Genomic DNA, 19,345 nt, shown 5'->3' on the forward strand with positions numbered 1-19,345 from the left:
GTGCGATGCTAGGCCAGGTAGGCCCACACGGCGCGGCCCGTGCCTCCGGTGTCAGGTCTGACGCCCCATGCCTCGGAGAGGGCCTCCACCAGCATCAGCCCGCGTCCGCCCTCCTGGTCCACGCTCACCGACCGGGCCTGTGGCTCCGTACGGGCGCACCCTTGGTCGGCCACTTCCAACCGCAAGCGCTTGCCCATGAGCTGCAAGCTGCACCGCACCTCTTCGCTGGATGTGTGGCGCACGGCGTTGGTGAAGAGTTCGGAGACCACCAGCTCGGCGTTGTCGCACATTTCCTGCGTTGCTCCCCATGAGCACAGCCGCAGCACGACCAGCCTTCTCGCCTCCGCGACGGAAGTGCTCAGTGCCGGCAGACGAAACGCGTCTTGCAGGCACGGAGCGGAGAGCGAGCCGCTGCGCCCTAACCGGAGAGCCTCATAGGAAGGAGCCACGCCGACACTATGCTCTGCGCCACTCGCGTATGGCAAGGTTCAATCTGTAAATTGCAGAATCGAAGACACAGTCTGTTGTTGAAGCTGAGCGCGTGCCAGACTGCTGTGATGTGAAGGTAGTTGGAGGGGGACGGTAGTGCCGGATGCGAGGGCGGGCGGCGGCGCCCCGACCGTCCTGAGAGTCGTGCTCGGCAAGCGGCTACAGGACCTCAGGGAGAAGGCCGGGCTGTCGTACGAGCGGGCGGGACGCGCGCTCGACGTCACCCATGCCACGATCCGTCGCATGGAGAAGGCCGAGGTCGGCCTGAAGCTCCCGTATGTCGAGAAGTTGCTCCGCACCTACGGGGTCACCGACCCGGAGGAGGTCGAGGGGTTCCTCTCCCTCGCGCGCGAGGCCAACAAGCCCGGCTGGTGGCACCGCTTCCGGGATGTACTGCCGGAGTGGTTCAACACGTTCGTCAGCCTCGAGGGCGAGGCCAACCTCATCCGGGCCTACGAGCCGCACTATGTCCCCGGGCTGCTCCAGACCGAGGACTACGCCCGTGCGGTGCTGCGCGCCGGCATGCCGCACGCCCCCGAATCGGAGATCGAGCGCAATGTCGCCCTGCGCATGGAGCGGCAGTCCCTCCTCATCCGCGAGAACTCACCGATGCTCTGGGTGGTGATGGACGAAACGGTGCTGCGCCGTCCCATTGGCGGGCCCGACGTCATGCGCGATCAGATCACGCGGCTCATCGATGCCGCGACCTTGTCCAACATCAGGTTGCAGATCATGCCGTTCGACGCCGGGCCCCATCCGGCGATGTACGGCCCCTTCCATATCTTCCGGTTCCCGATCCAGGAGTTGCCGGATATCGCGTACACGGAGTCGCTCGTCAGCGGCTCCTACTACGACCAGCGCGATGACGTTTCGGCGTTCCTGGAGGCCTTGGACCGGATGTGTGCGCAGGCCGCGCCTGCACAGACCACTCAGGCCATTCTGAGTGGCATTCGCAAGGAGATCTGACCAATGGATCGCATTCGCAGGGACCGCGTCTACAGCGGAATGCCGGCGACCGACCTCGGAACCGAGGGCTGGCACAAGCCGTGGAGCGGCGGCAACGGGGGAAGTTGCGTCGAGGCCATGAGACTGAAGGACGGAAGGGTCGCGCTGCGCCAGTCCACGGATCCGGACGGGCCGGCCCTCATCTACACGCACCTGGAGATGAAGCGGTTCATCCAGGGGGCGAAGTCGGGCGAAGCGGACTTCCTCCTCGCCTGATCCGAACCGGGCCGGCCGTGGCCGGAATCCGCTCCAGCACCCCGCCCGCGAAGACGTCGTACAGCGGCAGCGACTCCAGGTGCACATAGCCGATATGGCAGTCGCAGACGGCGAGCGGGCAGGAACGGGGTGCCAGGGCCGCGCGGTACGACCCGTCGTAGAGATTGCCCAGTTCCGCCCGGACGAAATGGCAGCGGCGCACCGTGCCGTCGCCGTCCACCGAGATCACCGAAGCGCCGGTCCGGCACGGCAGACCGGCGCTTCGGTGCGGATGGCGGCTGTAGCCGAACAGCGGGTCGAGCGCGGTCCACTCGGCCGCCTCCTCGTCCGTATAGGAGCGCCCCTCGGCCGCGTTGACCCACAGATAGACGTGCTCGGGCAGCTCGGCGCGCAGCCTCCGGGCGGGCTCCAGATGCTCGGGCAGGCCGACGATGCCGACGCTGTGGCGCACCCCGAGCGCCGCCAGCTCACGGCTCTTGGCCAGGAACCGGTCGTACGGCGTCTGGCCCGGGTGGAAGGTGCACCACAGCGCCACGGTGTCCGTGTCGGCCTCCGCCAGCCAGCCCGTACGGCAGCTGAGATTCGTCTGGATCGCCACCCGGGCGATGTGCGGCAGCCGGCTGAGCTCGGTCAGCGCACGGCGGTACCAGGAGCGCACCAGTCCCTCGCCCCACGGGGTGAACAGCACCGACAGCCGGTCGCCCGTGTTCGCCGCCGCCCAGGCGGTGAAGCGCTCCAGCGCGGCCCGGTCGGCGCGCAGCTGCTCCGGGGTGTCGCGCCGCTTGGCGAACGGGCAGTAGGGGCAGTCGTAGTCGCACGAGGCCAGCGGGCCGCGGTAGAGGATCGTCAGGTCCACGCCGGTCGCCTCACTTCAGGTCGTAGTCGGCCATGGCGGCGCGCACCGCGGGGGAGAACAGCTCCGGCCCGAGCGCGTCGGAGTACGCCAGCCCCTCGGCGGAGAGCCGCAGCAGTCCGGGGGCGGCGTCCGGGTCCAGCCAGCCGCGCTCGGCGAACCGCGCCAGCTCGGTGGGGAAGTCCTCGGCCGGGTCGGTGCCGAACCGTGCCTGGTAGCCGGCGACCGGCATGCCGTCCGCCTGGAGGACCGACTGGAGAAGGTGGCGCCGGCGGGCCTCGTCCCCGGTCATCGCGCGGCCCACCTCGGCGCGCGCGAAGTCGGCCGCGGGCCGCGCCGTGTAGTCGTCGATGATGCCGCGGATCTCCCGCATGTCCACCGCGTAGTCGAACGAGTAGTGCAGCGCCGAGGTGTACGAGCGGGCGCCGCAGCCAAGACCGACCATGCCGTCGGTCTGGCAGGCGTAGTCGTCCCCGCCGCCTGGCTCCCTGCCGGTCCCGGGCGCGTCCCGGCGGCGGAACATGCGCATGGACACCTGCTCATAGCCGTGGGCGAGCAAGTGGTCCCGGCCCGACCGGTACAGCCGCAGCCGCTGGGCGTCCCACTCCGCGTCGGTGGCCGCGGCGTCGCGGCGGCCCAGACCGGTCAGCGGGCGCACGTACAGCGGATACAGATACAGCTCCTCGGGGCGCCAGGCCAGGGCGGCGTCCAGGGACCGCCGCCAGCTCCGCTCGGTCTGCCCGTCGATGCCGTAGATCAGATCGATGTTGAGCACGGGGATACCGGCCTCGCGGATCCGCCCCAGCGCCGCCTCGACGTCCTCCCGGCGCTGCGGCCGCACCGCCGAGCGCGCCTCGTCGTCCACGAAGCTCTGCACGCCCAGGCTCAGCCGGGTGGTGCCGCGCTCGGCCAGCACGGCCAGCCGGTCGGCGGTGGCGGTGGCCGGGGACGCCTCGACCGAGAGCGGAACGGCCGCCAGATCGGCCCCCATGCGCCGGCTCGCGATATCGCACAGCCGCTCCAGCTCGGCGGCCTCCAGGAAGGTCGGGGTGCCGCCGCCGAAGGCCGCCGTGGTGAACCGGGCCCGGTCGCCCAGCGCCTCGCGGACCGTGTCGGCCTGCCGCTCCAGGGCGCCCAGATAGGCGCTCACCAGCCCCTCGGGGGCGCCGACGCGCGTGAAGAGATTACAGAAGCCGCAGCGCACCTCGCAGAAGGGGATGTGCAGATACAGCGAGAGCGAGTCCTTGGGCTCCTCCTCCCACAGCTCGCGCAGCGCGGGCCGCGGGTCCAGCGGGCGGTAGGCGGTCTTGTGCGGGTACGCGTAGACGTACGACTGGTACGGGCGGACGGGCGCGGCGGTACCGGTGGCGTGGCTGACGGTGGTGCTGGTGGTCATGAGGCCTCGAGGAAGAAGTGGGTGTACGGCACGGTCCAGACGACTTCATGGCCGAGCCGGTGGCCCGTGTAGCCGTCGTCTCCGTACGCCGTGCCGTGGTCGGAGCAGACGATCGCGAAGCCCGGGCCGCGGCCGCTCATCGCGGAGAACAGCCGGCCGATGTGGCGGTCGACGTACTCAAGTGCGGCGGCGTGCGTGGCGCGCGAGTCGCCCGCCTCGCGGGTCGCGCCGGGCAGATGGAACCAGTTGGGCTGGTGCAGCGCCGAGATGTTCACGAAGAGGAACAGTCGGCGGTCAGGCTCCAGCCCGGCGATGACCTTCTCGGCGCACGCGACCTGCGCCTCGAAGGAGGTGGGGGACGGAACGCCGAACTCCGGCTCCCAGTGGCTCTCCTGGAAGAGCCCGGGGAGCACCGAGCCCAGCGCACCCCGCTTGTTGAAGAACCCCACCCCGCCCACGCAGACCGTGTGATACCCGGCGGCCGCGAGCCCGGACACCAGGTCCGGGGTGTCGAACACATAGGTGCCCTCGGCGGTGGTCTCGCTGCCCGCGAACCGGGCGGCGAACAGCCGCCGGTGCGGACCCGGCGCGGCGGGTGTGGGCAGGAACCCGGCGAACATCGCCTGGTGCGAGGCGTAGGTGAAGCTGCCGGGCGCATGCCGCTCGTCCCACGCCCCGCCGGGCATCCGGCTCGCCAGGTGCGGGATCCGACCCTCGGCGGCCAGCTCGGCCGCCACGTCGTAGCGCAGGGTGTCCAGGGTGACCAGCAGCAGATCGTGGCTGCCCACGATCTCGTTCATATCGGGCTCAGGCAACGGCATCGGCGCCGCCCTCTCCCGCCACCCTTTTTGCCGCGGGCTTTCGCCCCCGGACCACGGCCGCGACCTGCGCGCCGTAGGTGTCCAGGCCCTCCGCGCCGCTGCCGGGCAGGCCGGTGAGCCGGGGCAGCAGATCGCCGAAGGCGTTGACCTCGCCGATCGAGAAGTGCCGCCATCCGGTGCCGGGCAGCAGATCCACGCCGACGCACAGGGTGCCAGGGAAACAGGCCGCCGCCCGCTCCGCCAAGCCCAGCACCTCGCCCCAGGACACCCCGGCCGCCTCCGCCGCGGCGCGCGCGGCGGCCAGGTCGCCACGGATGCCGCCGAGGTGGAGATTGGTCATCGGGGAGCGGCTGGTGCGCACCACGGCGTGGCTCGCCCGCCCGTCGACCACCACGACGCGCAGGTCGGCGGCGCGGCCGTGCTGCGCCGCCTTGGGCACCCAGCGCTCGATGTGCAGCCCGTCCGGGGCCAGCGTGTCGACGATCGCGGCGATCTCCGCCTCCGTCTCGTACCGGCGCACCCGCAGCGAGTTGAACAGCCGCCCGTCGGCGGTGCGCTCCACCGAGGTCGCGGCGCGCACCCGGCCGTGGGCGCCCCACTCGACGGCGAGCACCCCGGAGGCGGACGAGCCGTGCGCGAGCTTCACAAAGGCGCGACGCAGCCCACCGGTGCCCGCCAGCAGCGCCCGTACGTCCTCCCAGCCGCGGACGGGCGGCGCCTGGGGGCCGGAGGTCGGCGACGGCGGCACCGGGACCCCGGCCTCGCTCAACACGCCGTGGCACAGCCGCTTGTCGAACATGACGGCCAGCTCGCCCGGATCGTCCAGCATCCGCGCGCCCCCCGCCGCGGCCGCCCCGGCGACCTGGCGCACGGCGCCGGTGAACCGGGCGTACCAGCGCGCGGTGCCCTCGACGCGGGTCGGGTCGTCGGCGCCGCGCAGCAGCAGCTCCACCTCCTCGTCCTCGCCGGGGGAGTCCAGCCGCACCGTCTCGCCCGGCTCGAACCGGGGCCCGCTGTCGTACAGCACCTCGCGCCAGGGCAGCACCCGGGGCTCGGTCAGCCCCGCCGCCCGCACGGCGTCCGCGAACATCTCCACCCGGCGGCCACCGGGGTTGCCGACCACCGCGAAGCGCACGTCGCCGCGCCCCTCATGGCGCGTCTCATTCGGAGACGGCGACATAGCGGTGCTCCTCGTCGCTCTCGTCCCCTGCCCACCTGTGCGGCTGTTGCTGCTCCGAGAGGTCCACCTCGACCCCGCTCGGCTCCAGCGCCTCGCGCACTCGCTGCGCCAGCTTCTCGCTCAGGTAGTGGTGGTGGAGGTCGAGCGCTGTGAGGTGGGTCAGCGGCTGGCCTTCGAGCAGGGCCTCGGCGCCCGCGTCGGTCAGCGTGCCCATGGACAGGTCCAGGGAGGCGAGCTGGGCGACGACGGGGGCGGCGGCGACGGCGGCGGCTATCTCGTCCTGCATCTCGCTGTTCTGAAGGCCCAGATGGCGCAGCTCGGGGAAGCGGCCGCCGGCCAGCAGCGGCGCGAGGTCGGCGACGGTGGCGTCGCCGCCGTACTGGTCGATCCCCAGCCACAGCGCGAGGTGTTCGAGGCGGGGCAGCTCGCTGTCGCAGACGGCCCGTACGATACTCGCGGGCAGACCGCCGGACTCGAACCGCAGCGTCCGCAGCCGCTCATGGCGCACGGGGCGGAAGGCCAGCGCCTCATCGGGTGCCCCGTAGCCGCAGCCGCGCGCCACGAACTCCTCGAGCAGCGGGTACGCCTCGACCACCGGCGTCACATCGGTCATCTCCAGCCAGGACAGCTCGCACTCCTCGGCCGTCACATCGCCGAGAAAGATCGACCGCAGCGCCGGCAGGCGCTCGGCGGACTCCGTCAGCCGGTCGATCACCGGCTGCACGGATTCGTACCCTCCCTCGCCCCACCAACTGCCGATGACGATCGCGCGGACCCGGTCCGCCGGAACGGTCTCCAGGAAGTTCCGCCACAGCTTGTCGAAGGGGAGGTCGTCGTCCCAGCCGCAGGCCAGCCGCCAGGCCACGGCATCGGCGGGCGGCAGGTCACAGGCGTCGGTCCCGGACGTGGCGAAGTCGGTCACGGGGAGGCCCGCGAAGGTCTCCAGATATGCGCTGATCATGAGGCGGTGCGGTCCTTTCGGTCGTCGTGGTGTGCGGCTGTCCAGGCCTTCGGGCCGGGGGGCGTCACTCGGAGACCGCGGTGTAACGCCACACCTCGCCCTCTCCGTCGTCGTCCTCGTCGCCCTTCTCGGAGAGGTCGAGCTGCACGCCGGAGGGCTCCAGGGCGTCGCTCAGCCGCTGCTCCATCGCCTCGGAGAAGAAGTTGTGGTGCAGGTCCAGCGACGTGAGGTGGGTCAGCGGCTGGCCTTCGAGCAGGGCCTCGGCGCCCGCGTCGGTCAGGATGCCCATGGACAGGTCCAGGGAGGCGAGCTGGGCGACGACGGGGGCGGCGGCGACGGCGGCGGCTATCTCGTCCTGGATCTCGCTGTTCTGGAGGCCCAGATGGCGCAGCTGCGGGAAGCGGCCCCCCGAGAGGAGCCCGCCGAGGTCCGCGACGGTCGCGTCGCCCCCGTACTCCTCCACTCCCAGCCACATCTCCAGCCGCTCCAGCGCGGGCAGTTCGCTGTCGCAGACGCCGCGCACCACCGCGCCGGGCAGCCCGCCGGTCTCGAACCGGAGCGTGCGCAGGTGCTCGTGTTTGACGGCGGGGAAGGACAGGTTCGAGCCACCGCGGACCCCCAACTCCCGCAGCCGCGGGAAGGCGTCGAGGACCGGGGTGACATCGGACTGCTCGATCCAGGAGATCTCGGCCTCCTCCGCTTCGATGTCGCCGATGAAGACCGCCTCGAGGGCGGGCAGCCGGTCCTTGGCGGCGACGAGCGGCTCGATGACCGCGCTGGAGGCGTTCCCGTAGGCCTCGCCCCAGATGCCGAAGATCAGCGCCCGTACGCGGGTGGTGTCCACCGTGTCCAGGAAGCGCTGGAAGCGGCCGGCGAAGCCCTCTTCCCCATCCCTGTCGTACGGGTTGCAGGAGATCCGCCAGGCCACGTTCTCCGGCTCGGGGAGTTCCCGCTTGCTGGTGGGCGACGGGAACTCGCAGCCCGGCAGGCCGTGCAGTTTCATGAGGTGGGCGGCGTGGTCCATGACGGGATATCTCCTGAGGCTTCGAGAGGGCGTGCCCTGCTCCTAAGGGCGTGCGAAGAGTTCTACCAAGCGCCACCGACAGCGGGGTCGGCGGGCGTTGTCGATGCGTTGTCAGACCCTCCGCGTTGTCAGACCCCACGCCTAACGTCGTGAACATCGACGGGCGCCGCATGAGCGGTGGGCCCCGGCGCCGCTGTGCGGTGGAAAGGGAGAAGCGCATGTACCGACAGGGAGACGTCCTGATCGTGCCGGTGGCCGAGGAGGCACTGCCACCGAACACCGAAGCGCTGCCGCGGCAGCCGCGGGACGCGCGGGGGCGGCTGGTGCTGGCGCTGGGCGAGGTGACCGGACACGCCCACGCGGTGGTCGGGCCGGGCACGCTGGTGCGCGAGTCGGGGCCGTTCGGCGTCTCGTATCTCCATCTGCCGGACGGCGGGCGGGTGGTGCACGAGGAACACGCGGCGATACCGCTGCCCAAGGGGTGGTACCGCGTGGTGCGACAGCGGGAGTACGTGCCGGGCGCCGTGCGCGTCGTGGCGGACTGAGAGCGGGGGACGAAAACGATGAGCATCATGACGACGGCGTCGCACAGCGCGCATACGCCGAGCCGGGTCGAGTGGTGGCGGGCGGTGGCCGCGGCCACGGGCCCGGCCGACCGCGGGGCCGCCGAGGCGGGTGTGCGCACGGCCTATGCCGCGGCCGGACTGGCGGCGCCGGAGCGGATCGTATGGGTCGGCTCCCCGCTGGAGGGCACGGCGGCGGCCATGCTGCTGACCGGCCAGGGCGGCGAGCTGCCGCGGGAGATCGCCGACCGGGCCACCGGAGCGCTGCGCGCGGCGGGGGTCGAGCCGGTGGCGGGCGCGGCGGGCCCCTCTGTGCGGGAGGCGGTGCGCACGCTTCCGTGGGCGGCCGCGCGGAAGCGGCTGCACGGCGCGCTGGGCAGCACGGGCTGGGCCGAGCGATGGGCCCTGACGGGCGCGGCGCTGTGGGACATCACCCGCACCCTCACCGAGCGCGTCCGCACCGGGGTGGTCGAGACCCTGGCAGCGGAGCCGGACGGGGCCCGGCAGTCCGCCGTCCGGCTGGCCATGCTGGACGCGGTGTTCGGCCAGCACGACGCGCCGTGGCTCGCGGCGGTGACCGAGGAGGGCGCTGCCGGCCCGGAGGCGGGCGCGGACGCGGGCGCGGACAGCGGCGAGCTGGCCGGCCCGGCCGCGGTGGCGCGGTCCGCCGGGTGGTGGTGGCCGTACGAGAAGGCCGTGGTCGTCGCCGAGCGGCCGGTCGCGCTGCACCGCGACGAGGCGGGCCGTCTCGACCGCGGCGACGGGCCGGCGCTGGAGTACCCCGACGGCTTCGCGCTGTACGCGTGGCGGGGCATGCCGGTGCCCGCCGCCTTCCTGGAGCAGCTGTCCGAGCTGACCGCCGAGCGCATCCGGGCCGAGGAGAACGCGGAGCTGCGCCGCGTCATGCTCGAGTACTACGGCTACGACCGCTACCTCACGGAGTCCGGGGCGCGGCCGGTGCACCGCGACGAGACCGGCGTGCTGTGGCGCATCGACATGACCGGGGACGAGCCGGTGACCATGGTCGAGGTGGTCAACTCCACCCCGGAGCCGGACGGTACGAGCCGCACGTACTGGCTGCGGGTGCCGCCGAGCACCCGAACGGCCCGTGAGGGCGTTGCCTGGACCTTCGGGCTGGACGCCGAGGGATACGCCCCGGAGCGCCAGACCTGACCCGCCGGGCCCGGCGGCCCGACCCACATCGACTTGGTCTATACCTTGACTGGTATAGACCAAGTCCGCTTCAGTGGTGTCAAGTCCCCCCTGAAGGAGGAGCCTTGACCGGAAAGCGCATCCGGGCCGCTCTCGCCGCCGCGGCGGCCGTCTGTGCCCTGCTGTTTGTCATGCCCATGGCCTCCGCCTCCGCGGCCCCCACGGACACCACCCCCCGCGCGGCCTGCACCTACCCGGACTGGGTCGCGGGCAAGTGGTACGTGGCCGGCGACATCGTGAGGTACACCGACGGCAAGTACTACCGCGCCGAACACGACAACCCGGGCTATGACCCGACCATCAGCACCTGGTACTGGGACCCGTACGACTGCGGCTCCGGGGGCCAGAACCCGGCCGGGTTCGTGGTGAGCGAGGCCCAGTTCAACCAGATGTTCCCGAACCGGAATTCGTTCTACACCTACCAGGGCCTGACCGCCGCCCTGAGCGCGTACCCCGGCTTCGCGAACACCGGCAGCGACACCGTCAAGAAGCAGGAAGCGGCCGCCTTCCTGGCCAACGTCAGCCACGAGACCGGCGGCCTCGTCTACATCGTGGAGCAGAATCAGGCCAACTATCCGCACTACTGCGACTGGAACCAGCCCTACGGCTGCCCCGCGGGCCAGGCCGCGTACTACGGGCGCGGGCCGATCCAGCTCAGCTGGAACTTCAACTACAAGGCGGCCGGTGACGCGCTGGGCATCGACCTGCTGAACAACCCGTACCTGGTCGAGCGGGACGCGGCGGTCTCCTGGAAGACCGCCCTGTGGTACTGGAACACCCAGACCGGGCCGGGCACCATGACCCCGCACAACGCGATGGTCAACCAGCGCGGCTTCGGCGAGACGATCCGCAGCATCAACGGCAGCATCGAGTGCAACGGCGGAAACCCCGGCCAGGTGCAGAGCCGGATCGACTCGTATCAGAGGTTTGTCCAGATACTGGGCACCACCCCCGGATCCAACCTCGGCTGCTGATCGCCGGAACAAGGTCGGTGGTCTCGCGAGTTGTCCAAGCAGCGCGGCGGTCGCCGCCGCGCTGCCACACCGCAGACCGTACGGGGGTGATCACCCCCTCATCCAGGAGGTGCCGTGACCGGCTCCAGCCAGAAACGTGCCCGGCTCGCCGCCGCCCTGCGCCCCGCCGCCTTCGGGGCCGACCCGGCGGGGGAGCGGATGGAGCGCATCCGTCGGTCGCCGAACTTCGCGAACGGCGTCTTCGTGAACCCGGTGAGCGCCCGCACCGCCCCGTCCGGCTCCATGCTGAAGTTCCTGCCCACGTATTTCCGCAAGGAGGAGCGCGTCCGCCGGGCCCCGGCCGGGCCCGTGCCGGTGCACCCGACCACCCTCGCCGACCTGGCCACGCCGCCCGCCTCCGGGCTGCGGCTGACCTGGATGGGGCACTCGACCGTGCTCGCGGAGATCGACGGGCGGCGGGTGCTGTTCGACCCGGTGTGGGGCGAGCGCTGCTCGCCCCTCTCCTTCGCGGGGCCGAAGCGGGTCCACCCGGTGCCGGTGCCGCTGCGCGAGCTGGGGCCGGTGGACGTGGTGGTGATCTCCCACGACCACTACGACCACCTCGACATGCCGACCATCCGAGCCCTGGTGCGCTCGGAGGCGCATTTCGTGGTGCCGCTGGGCGTCGGCGCGCACCTCGAGCACTGGGGGGTGCCCGCGAAGCGGATGACCGAGCTGGACTGGCGAGAGTCCACGGAGGCGGCCGGTCTGCGGTTCACCGCCACCCCGGCGCGCCACTTCTGCGGTCGCGCGCTGCGCAACACCCAGCACACCCTGTGGGCCTCCTGGGTGGTGGCCGGTCCCGAGCACCGGGTCTACCACAGCGGGGACACCGGCTACTTCCCCGGCTTCGCCGAGATCGGGGAGGAGCACGGGCCATTCGACGCCACCATGATCCAGATCGGCGCGTACAGCGACTTCTGGCCCGACATCCATATGACCCCGGAGGAGGGGATGCGGGCGCATGTGGATCTCCAGGGCGGCGAGCCGGACCGGGGGATCATGCTCCCGATCCACTGGGGCACCTTCAATCTCGCCCCGCACCCGTGGGAGGAGCCGGCCGAGGGCACGCTGACCGCGGCGACGGCGGTTGGCGCGCGGGTGGCCGTGCCCCGGCCCGGAGAGCCGTTCGAGCCGGTGGCCGGGCTGCCGCTGGACCCGTGGTGGCGGGCGATCGCGGCGCGGCCGGCGCCGGGCGCGCTGACCGCCGCGGCGGTCTCGCCGCAGGGCCCGGGGCGCGGCGCCGCGGCATCCGACGGCGGCCCCGGAGACCAGACCGGCGGCCCCGGCGCAGCGGTCCCCCTTCCCCAGGCGTAGCGGGGCTCCAGGCGTAGCGGTTCCCCAGGCGTAGCGGGCGACCTGGTCGCGGCCGCGCGGTCGCGGCCGCCGTCTTCGCTTCTTTCTTCATAACCCTTGTCGCGAGCATGGCACGCTCGCTTGAATGGTTAGGAAAGGTTCCTAACGGATCGTTGGGAGCGTCTTTCCGCGACGACCCGTGCGTGCTTCCCCCACAGTCGACAAGGAACGGAGATCCAGATGTCCAAGAGGATCGGCCTCGTGGCAGCCGCCGTAGCCGTCCCGGCGGCGCTCGTCCTCACCAGTGTCGGAATCGGCCAGGCCGCCGAGCACACGCCCCCGTCGGCGTCCGCTCCGGCCGGAGAGGCGGCGCCCCGGACGGCCGCGGTGAAGAATCTGGACGATCCCGCGAAGAAGGAGATCGCCATGAAGCTGGTCTCCAGCGCGGAGAACTCCTCGCTGGACTGGCGTGCCCAGTTCAAGTACATCGAGGACATAGACGACGGGCGCGGCTACACCGCCGGGATCATAGGCTTCTGCTCGGGCACCGGCGACATGCTCGAACTCGTCGAGTACTACACACAGGTCAAGCCCGGCAACGTGCTGGCCAAGTACCTGCCCGCGCTGCGCGAGGTCGACGGCAGCGACTCCCACGACGGCCTCGACCCCAACTTCACCAAGGACTGGAAGAAGGCCGCCGAGGACAAGGCGTTCCAGGACGCGCAGGAACACGAGCGCGACCGCGTCTACTTCAACCCGTCCGTCAGCCAGGGCAAGTCCGACGGGATCGGCACGCTGGGCCAGTTCATCTACTACGACGCGATCGTCATGCACGGCCCCGGCGACAGCAAGTACAGCTTCGGCGGCATCCGCAAGACCGCCATGTCCAAGGCCAAGACCCCGGCGCAGGGCGGCGACGAGAAGACCTACCTCAACGCCTTCCTGGACGCCCGCAAGAAGGCCATGCAGAGCGAAGAGGCGCACAGCGACACCAGCCGGGTGGACACCGAGCAGCGCAAGTTCCTCAACGAGGGCAACCTCGGCCTCGAACCCCCGCTGAAGTGGAAGGTGTACGGCGACCCGTTCGAGATCAACTCCTGACCGTCCTTCCCTGCCGCAGGGGAGCCCGGGCCCCTGCCGGTCAACGGCCCGTTCATAATGGACCGTTGTTGATCAATCCTCTTTGCTGTTCTTGGGAAGTGACATGAAGTACCGCAAGAGCCTCGCCGCGTTCGCGGTGGCCATCGCCGCGGCAGGGGCGCCCCTGCTCACCGCGCCCACCGCCAGTGCCGCCGCCACGGCCAACTGGTGGGACGAGCAGATGCACACCAACGACAGCGACCCGGGCGGTCGCGTCCGCTTCAAGGCGGACGGCGACAAAGTGGAGCTGTGCGACATCGAGGCCGACGGCTGGAAGGTCAACCTGACGATCGTCCACGGCTACACCGGCAACGTGGTCGACCGCATGTCCGTGGGCGGCAACGGCAGCTGTGTCACCCACACTGCCGCGAACGGCCACGACCTGACGGAGAACCAGCACTACTACTTCCAGATCTACCTCAGCAAGTCCGGCACCCCGCTGGACTACGACGACTCGGCGGACTGGGTCGCGTAGCCCGGAGTTCCCCGTCTCTCCCGATCGGCCCGCCGGATCCCCTTCCGGCGGGCCGACCGCTTTTGGTTCGCCTTTCCTGTCGGTGCGCCCTTGTAGGATTTCCTCTCTCGGGACGAGTGACGAGGGGGAGCCCGTGGCGGAGATGGTCGAACTGTCGGAGATGATCCGCGAGTTGCGTACACAGCTGACCGTCGCGGCCGCCGCGGGTGCGCACGAGGCGCTGAAATTCGACGTCGGTCCGATCGAGATCGAGGTCACCGTGGCCGTCACCAAAGAGGGCGGCGCGAACGGCAAGGTCCGCTTCTGGGTCGTCGAGGCCGGCGGCAACGGCAAGTACTCGACCAGCGAGACCCAGCGCATCTTCCTCACCCTCCAGCCGACGATGACCGGTCCCGGCGGTACGACCACGACCGCCCGGATCTCCGGCGCCGAGGTGGACGGGGAGCGCTGAGGCCGGCCGTGCTCGCAACCATGGAATACAGGAGTTGACCATGGTTGTTCCAGCCTCTTATATTCCTCGCGGCAACCACTCAGCAGGCAGATGTGCCGCACTCAACTCTGGCGTATGGCCAGGGTGTTGAAAGTGCACATCCCCGGGCACACTGCTTCGCTTTGTTTCCTCTTGGGGAGTGACATGAAGTTCCGCAGGACCCTCAGCGCGTTTGCCGTGGCCGTTGCCGCGGCGGCTGTGCCCTTGCTCGGCGCACCCACCGCCGGGGCGGCCACCACCGCTACCTGGGACAATCAGCTGCACACCAACGACGGCGACCCGGGCGGTCGGGTTCGCTTCAGGGCGAACGGCGACGTCATGGAGCTGTGCGACATCGAGGCCGACGGTTGGAAGGTCAACCTGGAGGTCAGTGGCTACCACTATTACGACGAGTTTTCCGTGGGCGGAAACGGAAACTGCGTCACTCACAGTGCCTCGAATGGCCACGACTTGACGGAGGGCGCGGGCTACTCCGTCAAGATCTACCTCAGTAAGTCCGGCCACCCCTACGAGTACGAAGACTCGGCCGTGTTCTGGGCGTAGTCGGCGTCCTCTCTTCTCTTCTGATCGGGCCCGCCGGAGCAGCTCCGGCGGGCCCGATCGCCCATGGCCGGGGATCGGCGAGGCGCTGGACGTTCAGTCCCTTGCCGCGGCCGCCGCGTCGACCAGCGCACGCATGACCCGCACATCTTCCCCTGCTTCGGGATGCCACTGCACCCCGAGCACAAAGCCCGTGTCCCCCGGCACCTCCACCGCCTCCAGCGTCCCGTCCCTTGTCGCACGCGCCGAGACCGTCAGCCCCTCGCCCAGCCGGTCCACGGCCTGGTGGTGGTACGTCGGCACGGACACCGCCTCCGGCGCGATCCGGGCCAGCAGCGTGCCCGGCACCGGCTCGACCTCGTGCCGGTCGAAGACGCCCGGCGGGCCCACATGGCCGTCCAGGTGCTGGATCAGCGTGCCGCCGCGCGCGACGTTCAGCAGTTGCATGCCGCGGCAGATGCCCAGCAGCGGCACACCGTCCGCCAGCGCCGCCTCGATCAGGGCCAGTTCCCACGCGTCCCGCTCCCGCGCGGGCGGGCCGGTGCGTTCGTGGGGCTGGGCGCCGTAGCGTACGGGCTCGACGTCGGGGCCGCCCGAGATGACCAGGGCGTCCAGGCGGGAGACCACGGACGCGGCCGACGCCGGGGCGTCGTCCGGCGGCAGCATGACGGCGAGGCCGCCCGCGCGCTGGACGAGGCGGTGGTACCCGGCCGGGAGCAGGGCCGCGGGCAGGTGCCAGACGCCCCAGCTGACCGCCGACTCCAGGTAGGTGCTGATGCCGATAAGGGGCTTTGACAACGCAGGGTCCAATCTCTCAGTCGCGGGACAGCTCCGCCTCCGCCTCCGCCAGCGCCGCGAACTCCTCCTCCGGAGCCGCCGCCACCAGCCGGTGCCGGCTGTAGAAGGCGAAATAGGCGAGGGCCACGGCGTAGACGCCGAGCGCGATGAAGGCGGCGTCCTTGTCCACCAGGAAGGTGGCCACGAGTGCCGAGCAGGCCAGCACGAACGCGACGGACGAGGTCACCACCCCGCCCGGGGTCCGGTACGGCCGGTGCAGCCCCGGCTCGCGGCGGCGCAGGACGATGTGGGAGAGCGACATCAGCGCGTACGAGATGGTGGCGCCGAAGACCGCGACGTTGAGCATCCGGGCGCCGTCGCCGGTCGCCGCCGCGAGCGCGAAGCCGAGGGCGCCGGGGACCAGCAGGCCCAGGTAGGGGGCCTTGCGGCGGCTGGTCAGGGAGAGGAAGCGGGGGAGGTAGCCGGCGCGGGAGAGGGCGAACAGCTGTCGTGAGCCGGCGTAGATGAGGGAGAAGAAGGAGGCGACGAGGCCGGCCAGGCCCGCGTAGTTGACGATGCGGGACAGCGTGGTGGCCTCGCCGTCCGGCTGTAGCGCCTCGACGAGGGGGTTGCCCGCGTCCTGGACCGCGTCCGCGCCGCGCGCCCCGGTCGCGGCGAGGAAGGTGAGCAGGGCCAGCACCAGCAGGATGCCCACCGACCAGGCCATGGCCCTGGGCAGGGTGCGCGCCGGGTCGCGGGTCTCCTCGGCCGCGAGCGGCACGCCCTCCACGCCCAGGAAGAACCACATGCCGAAGGGGAACGCCGACCAGATGCCGAGCAGCCCGAACGGCAGCCAGGAGTTCGCGCCGAGGGCCGAGTCGTCCACCGGGATGTCATTGAGGGAGCCGGAGTCGAAGTCGGTGAAGGCGCCGACCGCGAAGATCAGCAGCGCGGCGACGGCGACGGCGGTGACGATCAGGCTGAAGCGCAGGGCCTCGCCCACGCCCCACAGGTGGATGCCGATGAAGATGACGAAGCAGGCGAGGTAGACGGGCCAGCCGGACTCCAGGCCGAAGAGCCCGAGCGACTCGACGTAGTCGCCGATGAAGATGGCGATCGCGGCGGGCGCGAGGACGTATTCGATGAGGATCGCGGTGCCGGTGAGAAAGCCGCCCCAGGTGCCGAGGGCGCGCCGCGCGAAGCCGTAGCCGCCGCCCGCCGTGGGCAGGATCGCCGCCAGTTCGGCGAGGGCGAAGACCATGCAGGTGTACATCAGGCCCATCAGCACGGCGGCGATGGCCAGGCCGCCGAAGCCGCCCTCCGCCAGGCCGAAGTTCCAGCCGGAGAAGTCGCCGGAGACGACATAGGCGACGCCGAGACCGGTCAGCAGCAGCGGGCCCGCGCTGCCGCGGCGCAGGGTGCGGCGTTCCAGATAGGCGTCCTCGGCGGGCGCGGTGCCGGCGTCCGGTGCGGTGCCGCCGGGCGGGCTGAGGGAGGTGCGCGGGGACTCGGTTCCGTCGGCCATGGATGCTCCTGGTCCACACGAGAGGCGCGGGCAATGGTTTGGAGGCATACCTTTGCCCCGTCCGGCGCGCCTGCGCAAGACCTCTGCGTAAAACGCCCGTTAACCCTGCCCGTTATCGGCGGGGGTGTTGTCGACCAGAAAGCCGCGCAGCAGCGCCGCCGTGCCCTCGCAGTGCTCCCGCATCACCTCGCGCGCCCCGTCCGCGTCCCCGTCCAGCACCGCCTCGACCAGCGCCGTGTGCTGGGCCTGCGAGTGCTCCAGGTTGCGCACCAGCAGCGGGATGCGGTCCAGCAGGTCGTTCACGGTGGCGCGGACGGCCGCGTACTGGGCGGCGAGCGAGGGCGAGCCCGCCAGCTCGGCGAGCGTCAGATGGAGCAGCGTGTCCAGCCGGCGGTAGTCGGCGAGCGGCGCCTCCCGCGTCGCGCCGAGGGCGGCGCGCAGCCGGTCCGCCCGCTCGCCGGACAGCCCGTGCGCCGCGCACAGCCCGGCCGCGCCCACCTCAAGGACCTCCCGGAACCGCAGGGTGTCCTCGACGTCCACCTCCCGGATCCGGCGCCGCAGTTCGTCCTCGCCGCCGTCGGCCGGCTCCGGCCGGGCCCGTACGAAGGTGCCGCCGTAGCGGCCGCGCCGGCTCTCCACCAGCCCCTGGTCCGTCAGCACCTTCAGCACCTCGCGCAGCGTCACCCGGCTGATCCGCAGCCGCTCGGCCAGCTCCCGTTCGGCGGGCAGCCGCTCGCCCTCGGGGACCAGACCGAGCCGCAGGACCCGGAGTATCTGCTCCAGCGCCTCCTCGAAGCCGTTGCCGGCCCGCACCGGCCGCAGCACCGGCGCCAGCCGGTCGTCCGCGCCGCCGCCCGCGCCGCCACCCGCGGCCGCCGCGCCGCCTCCGCCGCCGTCCATGGAACCTTCCGCACCTACTTCCCAATCAATGGTCTACCCGAATACCTTATGGCTCCTGTGGCACCGAGTCGTACCCGACAGGAGGCAACACCGTGGCAGACCGCACGCCCCCGCTCTCCGTCGACGAACTGACCGGACTCGTCGACACCGGGGAGATCGACACCGTCGTCCTCGCCTTCACCGATATGCAGGGCAGGCTCCAGGGCAAGCGGTTCGCCGCCCGGTTCTTCCTCGACGAGGTCCTGGACCACGGCACCGAGGGATGCAACTACCTCCTCGCCGTCGACGCCGACATGAACACCGTCGACGGCTACGCCATGTCCTCCTGGGAGCGCGGCTACGGCGACTTCGCCATGCACGGCGACACCGCCACCCTGCGCCGCACCCCCTGGAACCCCGGCACCGCCCTCATCACCGCCGACCTGGCCTGGCACGACGGCTCGCCCGTGCTCGCCTCCCCGCGCCAGATCCTGCGCCGCCAGCTGGACCGGCTCGCCGAGCGCGGCTGGACCGCGTACGCGGGCACCGAGCTGGAGTTCATGGTCTTCAAGGACACCTACGAGCAGGCGTGGGGCACCGGCTATCGCGGGCTGACCCCCGCCAACCAGTACAACGTCGACTACTCCGTCCTCGGCACCGGCCGCGTCGAGCCCCTGCTGCGCCGCATCCGCAACGAGATGGGCGCGGCCGGGATGACCGTCGAGTCGGCCAAGGGCGAGTGCAACCTCGGCCAGCACGAGATCGCCTTCCGCTACGACGACGCCCTGACCACCTGCGACCAGCACGCCGTCTACAAGACCGGCGCCAAGGAGATCGCCGCCCAGGAGGGCATGGCGCTGACCTTCATGGCCAAGTACGACGAGCGCGAGGGCAACTCCTGCCATATCCACCTCTCGCTGCGCGACGAGTCGGGGGCGCCCGTGCTCGCCGACGGCGACGGCCCGTACGGCATGTCCCGGACGATGCGCCACTTCCTCGCCGGACAGCTGGCCGCGATGCGCGACTTCACCCTCCTCTACGCGCCGAACATCAACTCCTACAAGCGCTTCCGCCCCGGCTCCTTCGCCCCCACCGCCGTCGCCTGGGGCCCGGACAACCGCACCTGCGCGCTGCGCGTCATCGGCCACGGCCCCTCCCACCGCCTGGAGAACCGCCTCCCCGGCGGCGACGTCAACCCCTACCTCGCCGTCGCGGGCATGGTCGCGGCCGGGCTGTACGGGATCGAGGAGGAGCTGGAGCTCCCCGAGGTGTGCACCGGCAACGCCTACAACGGCGACGCCCAGCACGTCCCGGCCACCCTGCGCGACGCCGCCGAGCTGTGGCGGGAATCCCCCATAGCGCGGGCCGCCTTCGGCGAGGAGGTCGTCGAGCACTACCTCAACATGGCGCGTGTCGAACAGGAGGCCTACGACACCGCCGTCACGGACTGGGAGCGCTTCCGGTCCTTCGAGCGCATGTGAGGAACCACC

At 71.3% G+C, this 19,345-nt stretch carries 21 protein-coding genes; 11 read left to right on the forward strand and 10 right to left on the reverse strand.

Annotated features, from left to right (window positions below):
* Positions 1–8 precede the first annotated feature (8 nt).
* Positions 9–449 (reverse strand): ATP-binding protein, encoded by a 441-nt coding sequence (locus tag ACH4S9_RS25770; protein ID WP_311725654.1) that lies wholly within the window; start codon positions 447–449, stop codon positions 9–11.
* Positions 450–585: 136 nt separating this feature from the next.
* Between ACH4S9_RS25770 and ACH4S9_RS25775 the strand changes: the two genes are divergently transcribed.
* Both ACH4S9_RS25775 and ACH4S9_RS25780 read left to right on the forward strand, forming a co-directional pair.
* Positions 586–1,455 (forward strand): helix-turn-helix transcriptional regulator, encoded by an 870-nt coding sequence (locus tag ACH4S9_RS25775; RefSeq protein ID WP_358844712.1) that lies wholly within the window; start codon positions 586–588, stop codon positions 1,453–1,455.
* 3 nt (positions 1,456–1,458) lie between these two features.
* Positions 1,459–1,710, forward strand: a complete 252-nt coding sequence (locus ACH4S9_RS25780) for a DUF397 domain-containing protein (RefSeq protein WP_311725656.1) — start codon at positions 1,459–1,461, stop codon at positions 1,708–1,710.
* Here ACH4S9_RS25780 and ACH4S9_RS25785 read toward each other — a convergent pair.
* The 6 genes from ACH4S9_RS25785 to ACH4S9_RS25810 all read right to left on the reverse strand — a co-directional run bounded on the left by ACH4S9_RS25785 (position 1,664) and on the right by ACH4S9_RS25810 (position 7,945).
* On the reverse strand, positions 1,664–2,566 hold the full coding sequence (locus ACH4S9_RS25785; RefSeq protein WP_398373975.1) for an STM4011 family radical SAM protein: 903 nt from the start codon (positions 2,564–2,566) through the stop codon (positions 1,664–1,666). The two genes, ACH4S9_RS25780 and ACH4S9_RS25785, sit on opposite strands and share 47 nt — an antisense overlap.
* Before the next feature lie 10 nt (positions 2,567–2,576).
* On the reverse strand, positions 2,577–3,959 hold the full coding sequence (locus ACH4S9_RS25790; RefSeq protein ID WP_398373976.1) for an STM4012 family radical SAM protein: 1,383 nt from the start codon (positions 3,957–3,959) through the stop codon (positions 2,577–2,579).
* A complete protein-coding gene (locus ACH4S9_RS25795) occupies positions 3,956–4,759 on the reverse strand; it encodes an STM4013/SEN3800 family hydrolase (RefSeq protein ID WP_398374023.1) in 804 nt (267 codons plus the stop codon). Before ACH4S9_RS25795 ends, ACH4S9_RS25790 begins: the two co-directional genes overlap by 4 nt.
* Positions 4,760–4,766: 7 nt before the next feature.
* A complete protein-coding gene (locus tag ACH4S9_RS25800) occupies positions 4,767–5,960 on the reverse strand; it encodes an STM4014 family protein (RefSeq protein ID WP_361191952.1) in 1,194 nt (397 codons plus the stop codon).
* A complete protein-coding gene (locus ACH4S9_RS25805; protein WP_398373977.1) occupies positions 5,941–6,921 on the reverse strand; it encodes an STM4015 family protein in 981 nt (326 codons plus the stop codon). Before ACH4S9_RS25805 ends, ACH4S9_RS25800 begins: the two co-directional genes overlap by 20 nt.
* 64 nt (positions 6,922–6,985) lie before the next feature.
* Positions 6,986–7,945 (reverse strand): STM4015 family protein, encoded by a 960-nt coding sequence (locus ACH4S9_RS25810; RefSeq protein ID WP_398373978.1) that lies wholly within the window; start codon positions 7,943–7,945, stop codon positions 6,986–6,988.
* Between the two features lie 218 nt (positions 7,946–8,163).
* On the opposite strand from ACH4S9_RS25810, the gene ACH4S9_RS25815 reads away from it, so the two are divergent.
* The 8 genes from ACH4S9_RS25815 (at position 8,164) to ACH4S9_RS25850 (ending at position 14,677) form a co-directional block, all read left to right on the forward strand.
* The gene (locus ACH4S9_RS25815; protein WP_065965941.1) at positions 8,164–8,490 is read left to right on the forward strand and encodes a hypothetical protein; all 327 of its coding nucleotides are present in this window, start codon (positions 8,164–8,166) and stop codon (positions 8,488–8,490) included.
* An 18-nt stretch (positions 8,491–8,508) separates the two neighbouring features.
* On the forward strand, positions 8,509–9,681 hold the full coding sequence (locus ACH4S9_RS25820; RefSeq protein WP_398373979.1) for a DUF6745 domain-containing protein: 1,173 nt from the start codon (positions 8,509–8,511) through the stop codon (positions 9,679–9,681).
* A 104-nt stretch (positions 9,682–9,785) separates the two neighbouring features.
* On the forward strand, positions 9,786–10,694 hold the full coding sequence (locus tag ACH4S9_RS25825; protein WP_311725665.1) for a glycoside hydrolase family 19 protein: 909 nt from the start codon (positions 9,786–9,788) through the stop codon (positions 10,692–10,694).
* Positions 10,695–10,808: 114 nt separating this feature from the next.
* A complete protein-coding gene (locus tag ACH4S9_RS25830) occupies positions 10,809–12,050 on the forward strand; it encodes an MBL fold metallo-hydrolase (RefSeq protein ID WP_398373980.1) in 1,242 nt (413 codons plus the stop codon).
* 219 nt (positions 12,051–12,269) lie between these two features.
* Complete coding sequence (locus tag ACH4S9_RS25835; RefSeq protein ID WP_311725667.1) at positions 12,270–13,130, forward strand: chitosanase; 861 nt, start codon at positions 12,270–12,272, stop codon at positions 13,128–13,130.
* Positions 13,131–13,233: 103 nt separating this feature from the next.
* A complete protein-coding gene (locus tag ACH4S9_RS25840; RefSeq protein ID WP_398373981.1) occupies positions 13,234–13,644 on the forward strand; it encodes a hypothetical protein in 411 nt (136 codons plus the stop codon).
* 142 nt (positions 13,645–13,786) lie between these two features.
* Complete coding sequence (locus ACH4S9_RS25845; protein ID WP_398374024.1) at positions 13,787–14,095, forward strand: trypco2 family protein; 309 nt, start codon at positions 13,787–13,789, stop codon at positions 14,093–14,095.
* A 183-nt stretch (positions 14,096–14,278) separates the two neighbouring features.
* Complete coding sequence (locus ACH4S9_RS25850) at positions 14,279–14,677, forward strand: hypothetical protein (RefSeq protein WP_311725669.1); 399 nt, start codon at positions 14,279–14,281, stop codon at positions 14,675–14,677.
* A 93-nt stretch (positions 14,678–14,770) separates the two neighbouring features.
* Here ACH4S9_RS25850 and ACH4S9_RS25855 read toward each other — a convergent pair whose 3' ends face one another.
* The 3 genes from ACH4S9_RS25855 to ACH4S9_RS25865 all read right to left on the reverse strand — a co-directional run bounded on the left by ACH4S9_RS25855 (position 14,771) and on the right by ACH4S9_RS25865 (position 17,876).
* Positions 14,771–15,472 (reverse strand): gamma-glutamyl-gamma-aminobutyrate hydrolase family protein, encoded by a 702-nt coding sequence (locus ACH4S9_RS25855; protein WP_398373982.1) that lies wholly within the window; start codon positions 15,470–15,472, stop codon positions 14,771–14,773.
* A 16-nt stretch (positions 15,473–15,488) separates the two neighbouring features.
* A complete protein-coding gene (eat, locus tag ACH4S9_RS25860; protein ID WP_385344749.1) occupies positions 15,489–16,976 on the reverse strand; it encodes an ethanolamine permease in 1,488 nt (495 codons plus the stop codon).
* A gap of 99 nt (positions 16,977–17,075) precedes the next feature.
* On the reverse strand, positions 17,076–17,876 hold the full coding sequence (locus tag ACH4S9_RS25865; RefSeq protein ID WP_398373983.1) for a FadR/GntR family transcriptional regulator: 801 nt from the start codon (positions 17,874–17,876) through the stop codon (positions 17,076–17,078).
* Positions 17,877–17,968: 92 nt separating this feature from the next.
* On the opposite strand from ACH4S9_RS25865, the gene ACH4S9_RS25870 reads away from it, so the two are divergent.
* A complete protein-coding gene (locus ACH4S9_RS25870) occupies positions 17,969–19,336 on the forward strand; it encodes a glutamine synthetase family protein (RefSeq protein ID WP_311725673.1) in 1,368 nt (455 codons plus the stop codon).
* Positions 19,337–19,345: the final 9 nt, after the last annotated feature.

Origin of the sequence: Streptomyces sp. NPDC021225, from assembly GCF_044332865.1 — a bacterium.
GTDB lineage: Bacteria > Actinomycetota > Actinomycetes > Streptomycetales > Streptomycetaceae > Streptomyces.

Coding starts and splice junctions, on each gene's coding strand:
- ACH4S9_RS25780 (WP_311725656.1), top strand. CDS start 1,459: ATGGATCGCATTCGCAGGGACCGCGTCTACAGCGGAATGCCGGCGACC.
- ACH4S9_RS25790 (WP_398373976.1), bottom strand. CDS start 3,959: ATGACCACCAGCACCACCGTCAGCCACGCCACCGGTACCGCCGCGCCC.
- ACH4S9_RS25795 (WP_398374023.1), bottom strand. CDS start 4,759: ATGAACGAGATCGTGGGCAGCCACGATCTGCTGCTGGTCACCCTGGAC.
- ACH4S9_RS25800 (WP_361191952.1), bottom strand. CDS start 5,960: ATGTCGCCGTCTCCGAATGAGACGCGCCATGAGGGGCGCGGCGACGTG.
- ACH4S9_RS25805 (WP_398373977.1), bottom strand. CDS start 6,921: ATGATCAGCGCATATCTGGAGACCTTCGCGGGCCTCCCCGTGACCGAC.
- ACH4S9_RS25810 (WP_398373978.1), bottom strand. CDS start 7,945: ATGGACCACGCCGCCCACCTCATGAAACTGCACGGCCTGCCGGGCTGC.
- ACH4S9_RS25815 (WP_065965941.1), top strand. CDS start 8,164: ATGTACCGACAGGGAGACGTCCTGATCGTGCCGGTGGCCGAGGAGGCA.
- ACH4S9_RS25820 (WP_398373979.1), top strand. CDS start 8,509: ATGAGCATCATGACGACGGCGTCGCACAGCGCGCATACGCCGAGCCGG.
- ACH4S9_RS25835 (WP_311725667.1), top strand. CDS start 12,270: ATGTCCAAGAGGATCGGCCTCGTGGCAGCCGCCGTAGCCGTCCCGGCG.
- ACH4S9_RS25840 (WP_398373981.1), top strand. CDS start 13,234: ATGAAGTACCGCAAGAGCCTCGCCGCGTTCGCGGTGGCCATCGCCGCG.
- ACH4S9_RS25845 (WP_398374024.1), top strand. CDS start 13,787: ATGGTCGAACTGTCGGAGATGATCCGCGAGTTGCGTACACAGCTGACC.
- ACH4S9_RS25850 (WP_311725669.1), top strand. CDS start 14,279: ATGAAGTTCCGCAGGACCCTCAGCGCGTTTGCCGTGGCCGTTGCCGCG.
- eat (WP_385344749.1), bottom strand. CDS start 16,976: ATGGCCGACGGAACCGAGTCCCCGCGCACCTCCCTCAGCCCGCCCGGC.
- ACH4S9_RS25865 (WP_398373983.1), bottom strand. CDS start 17,876: ATGGACGGCGGCGGAGGCGGCGCGGCGGCCGCGGGTGGCGGCGCGGGC.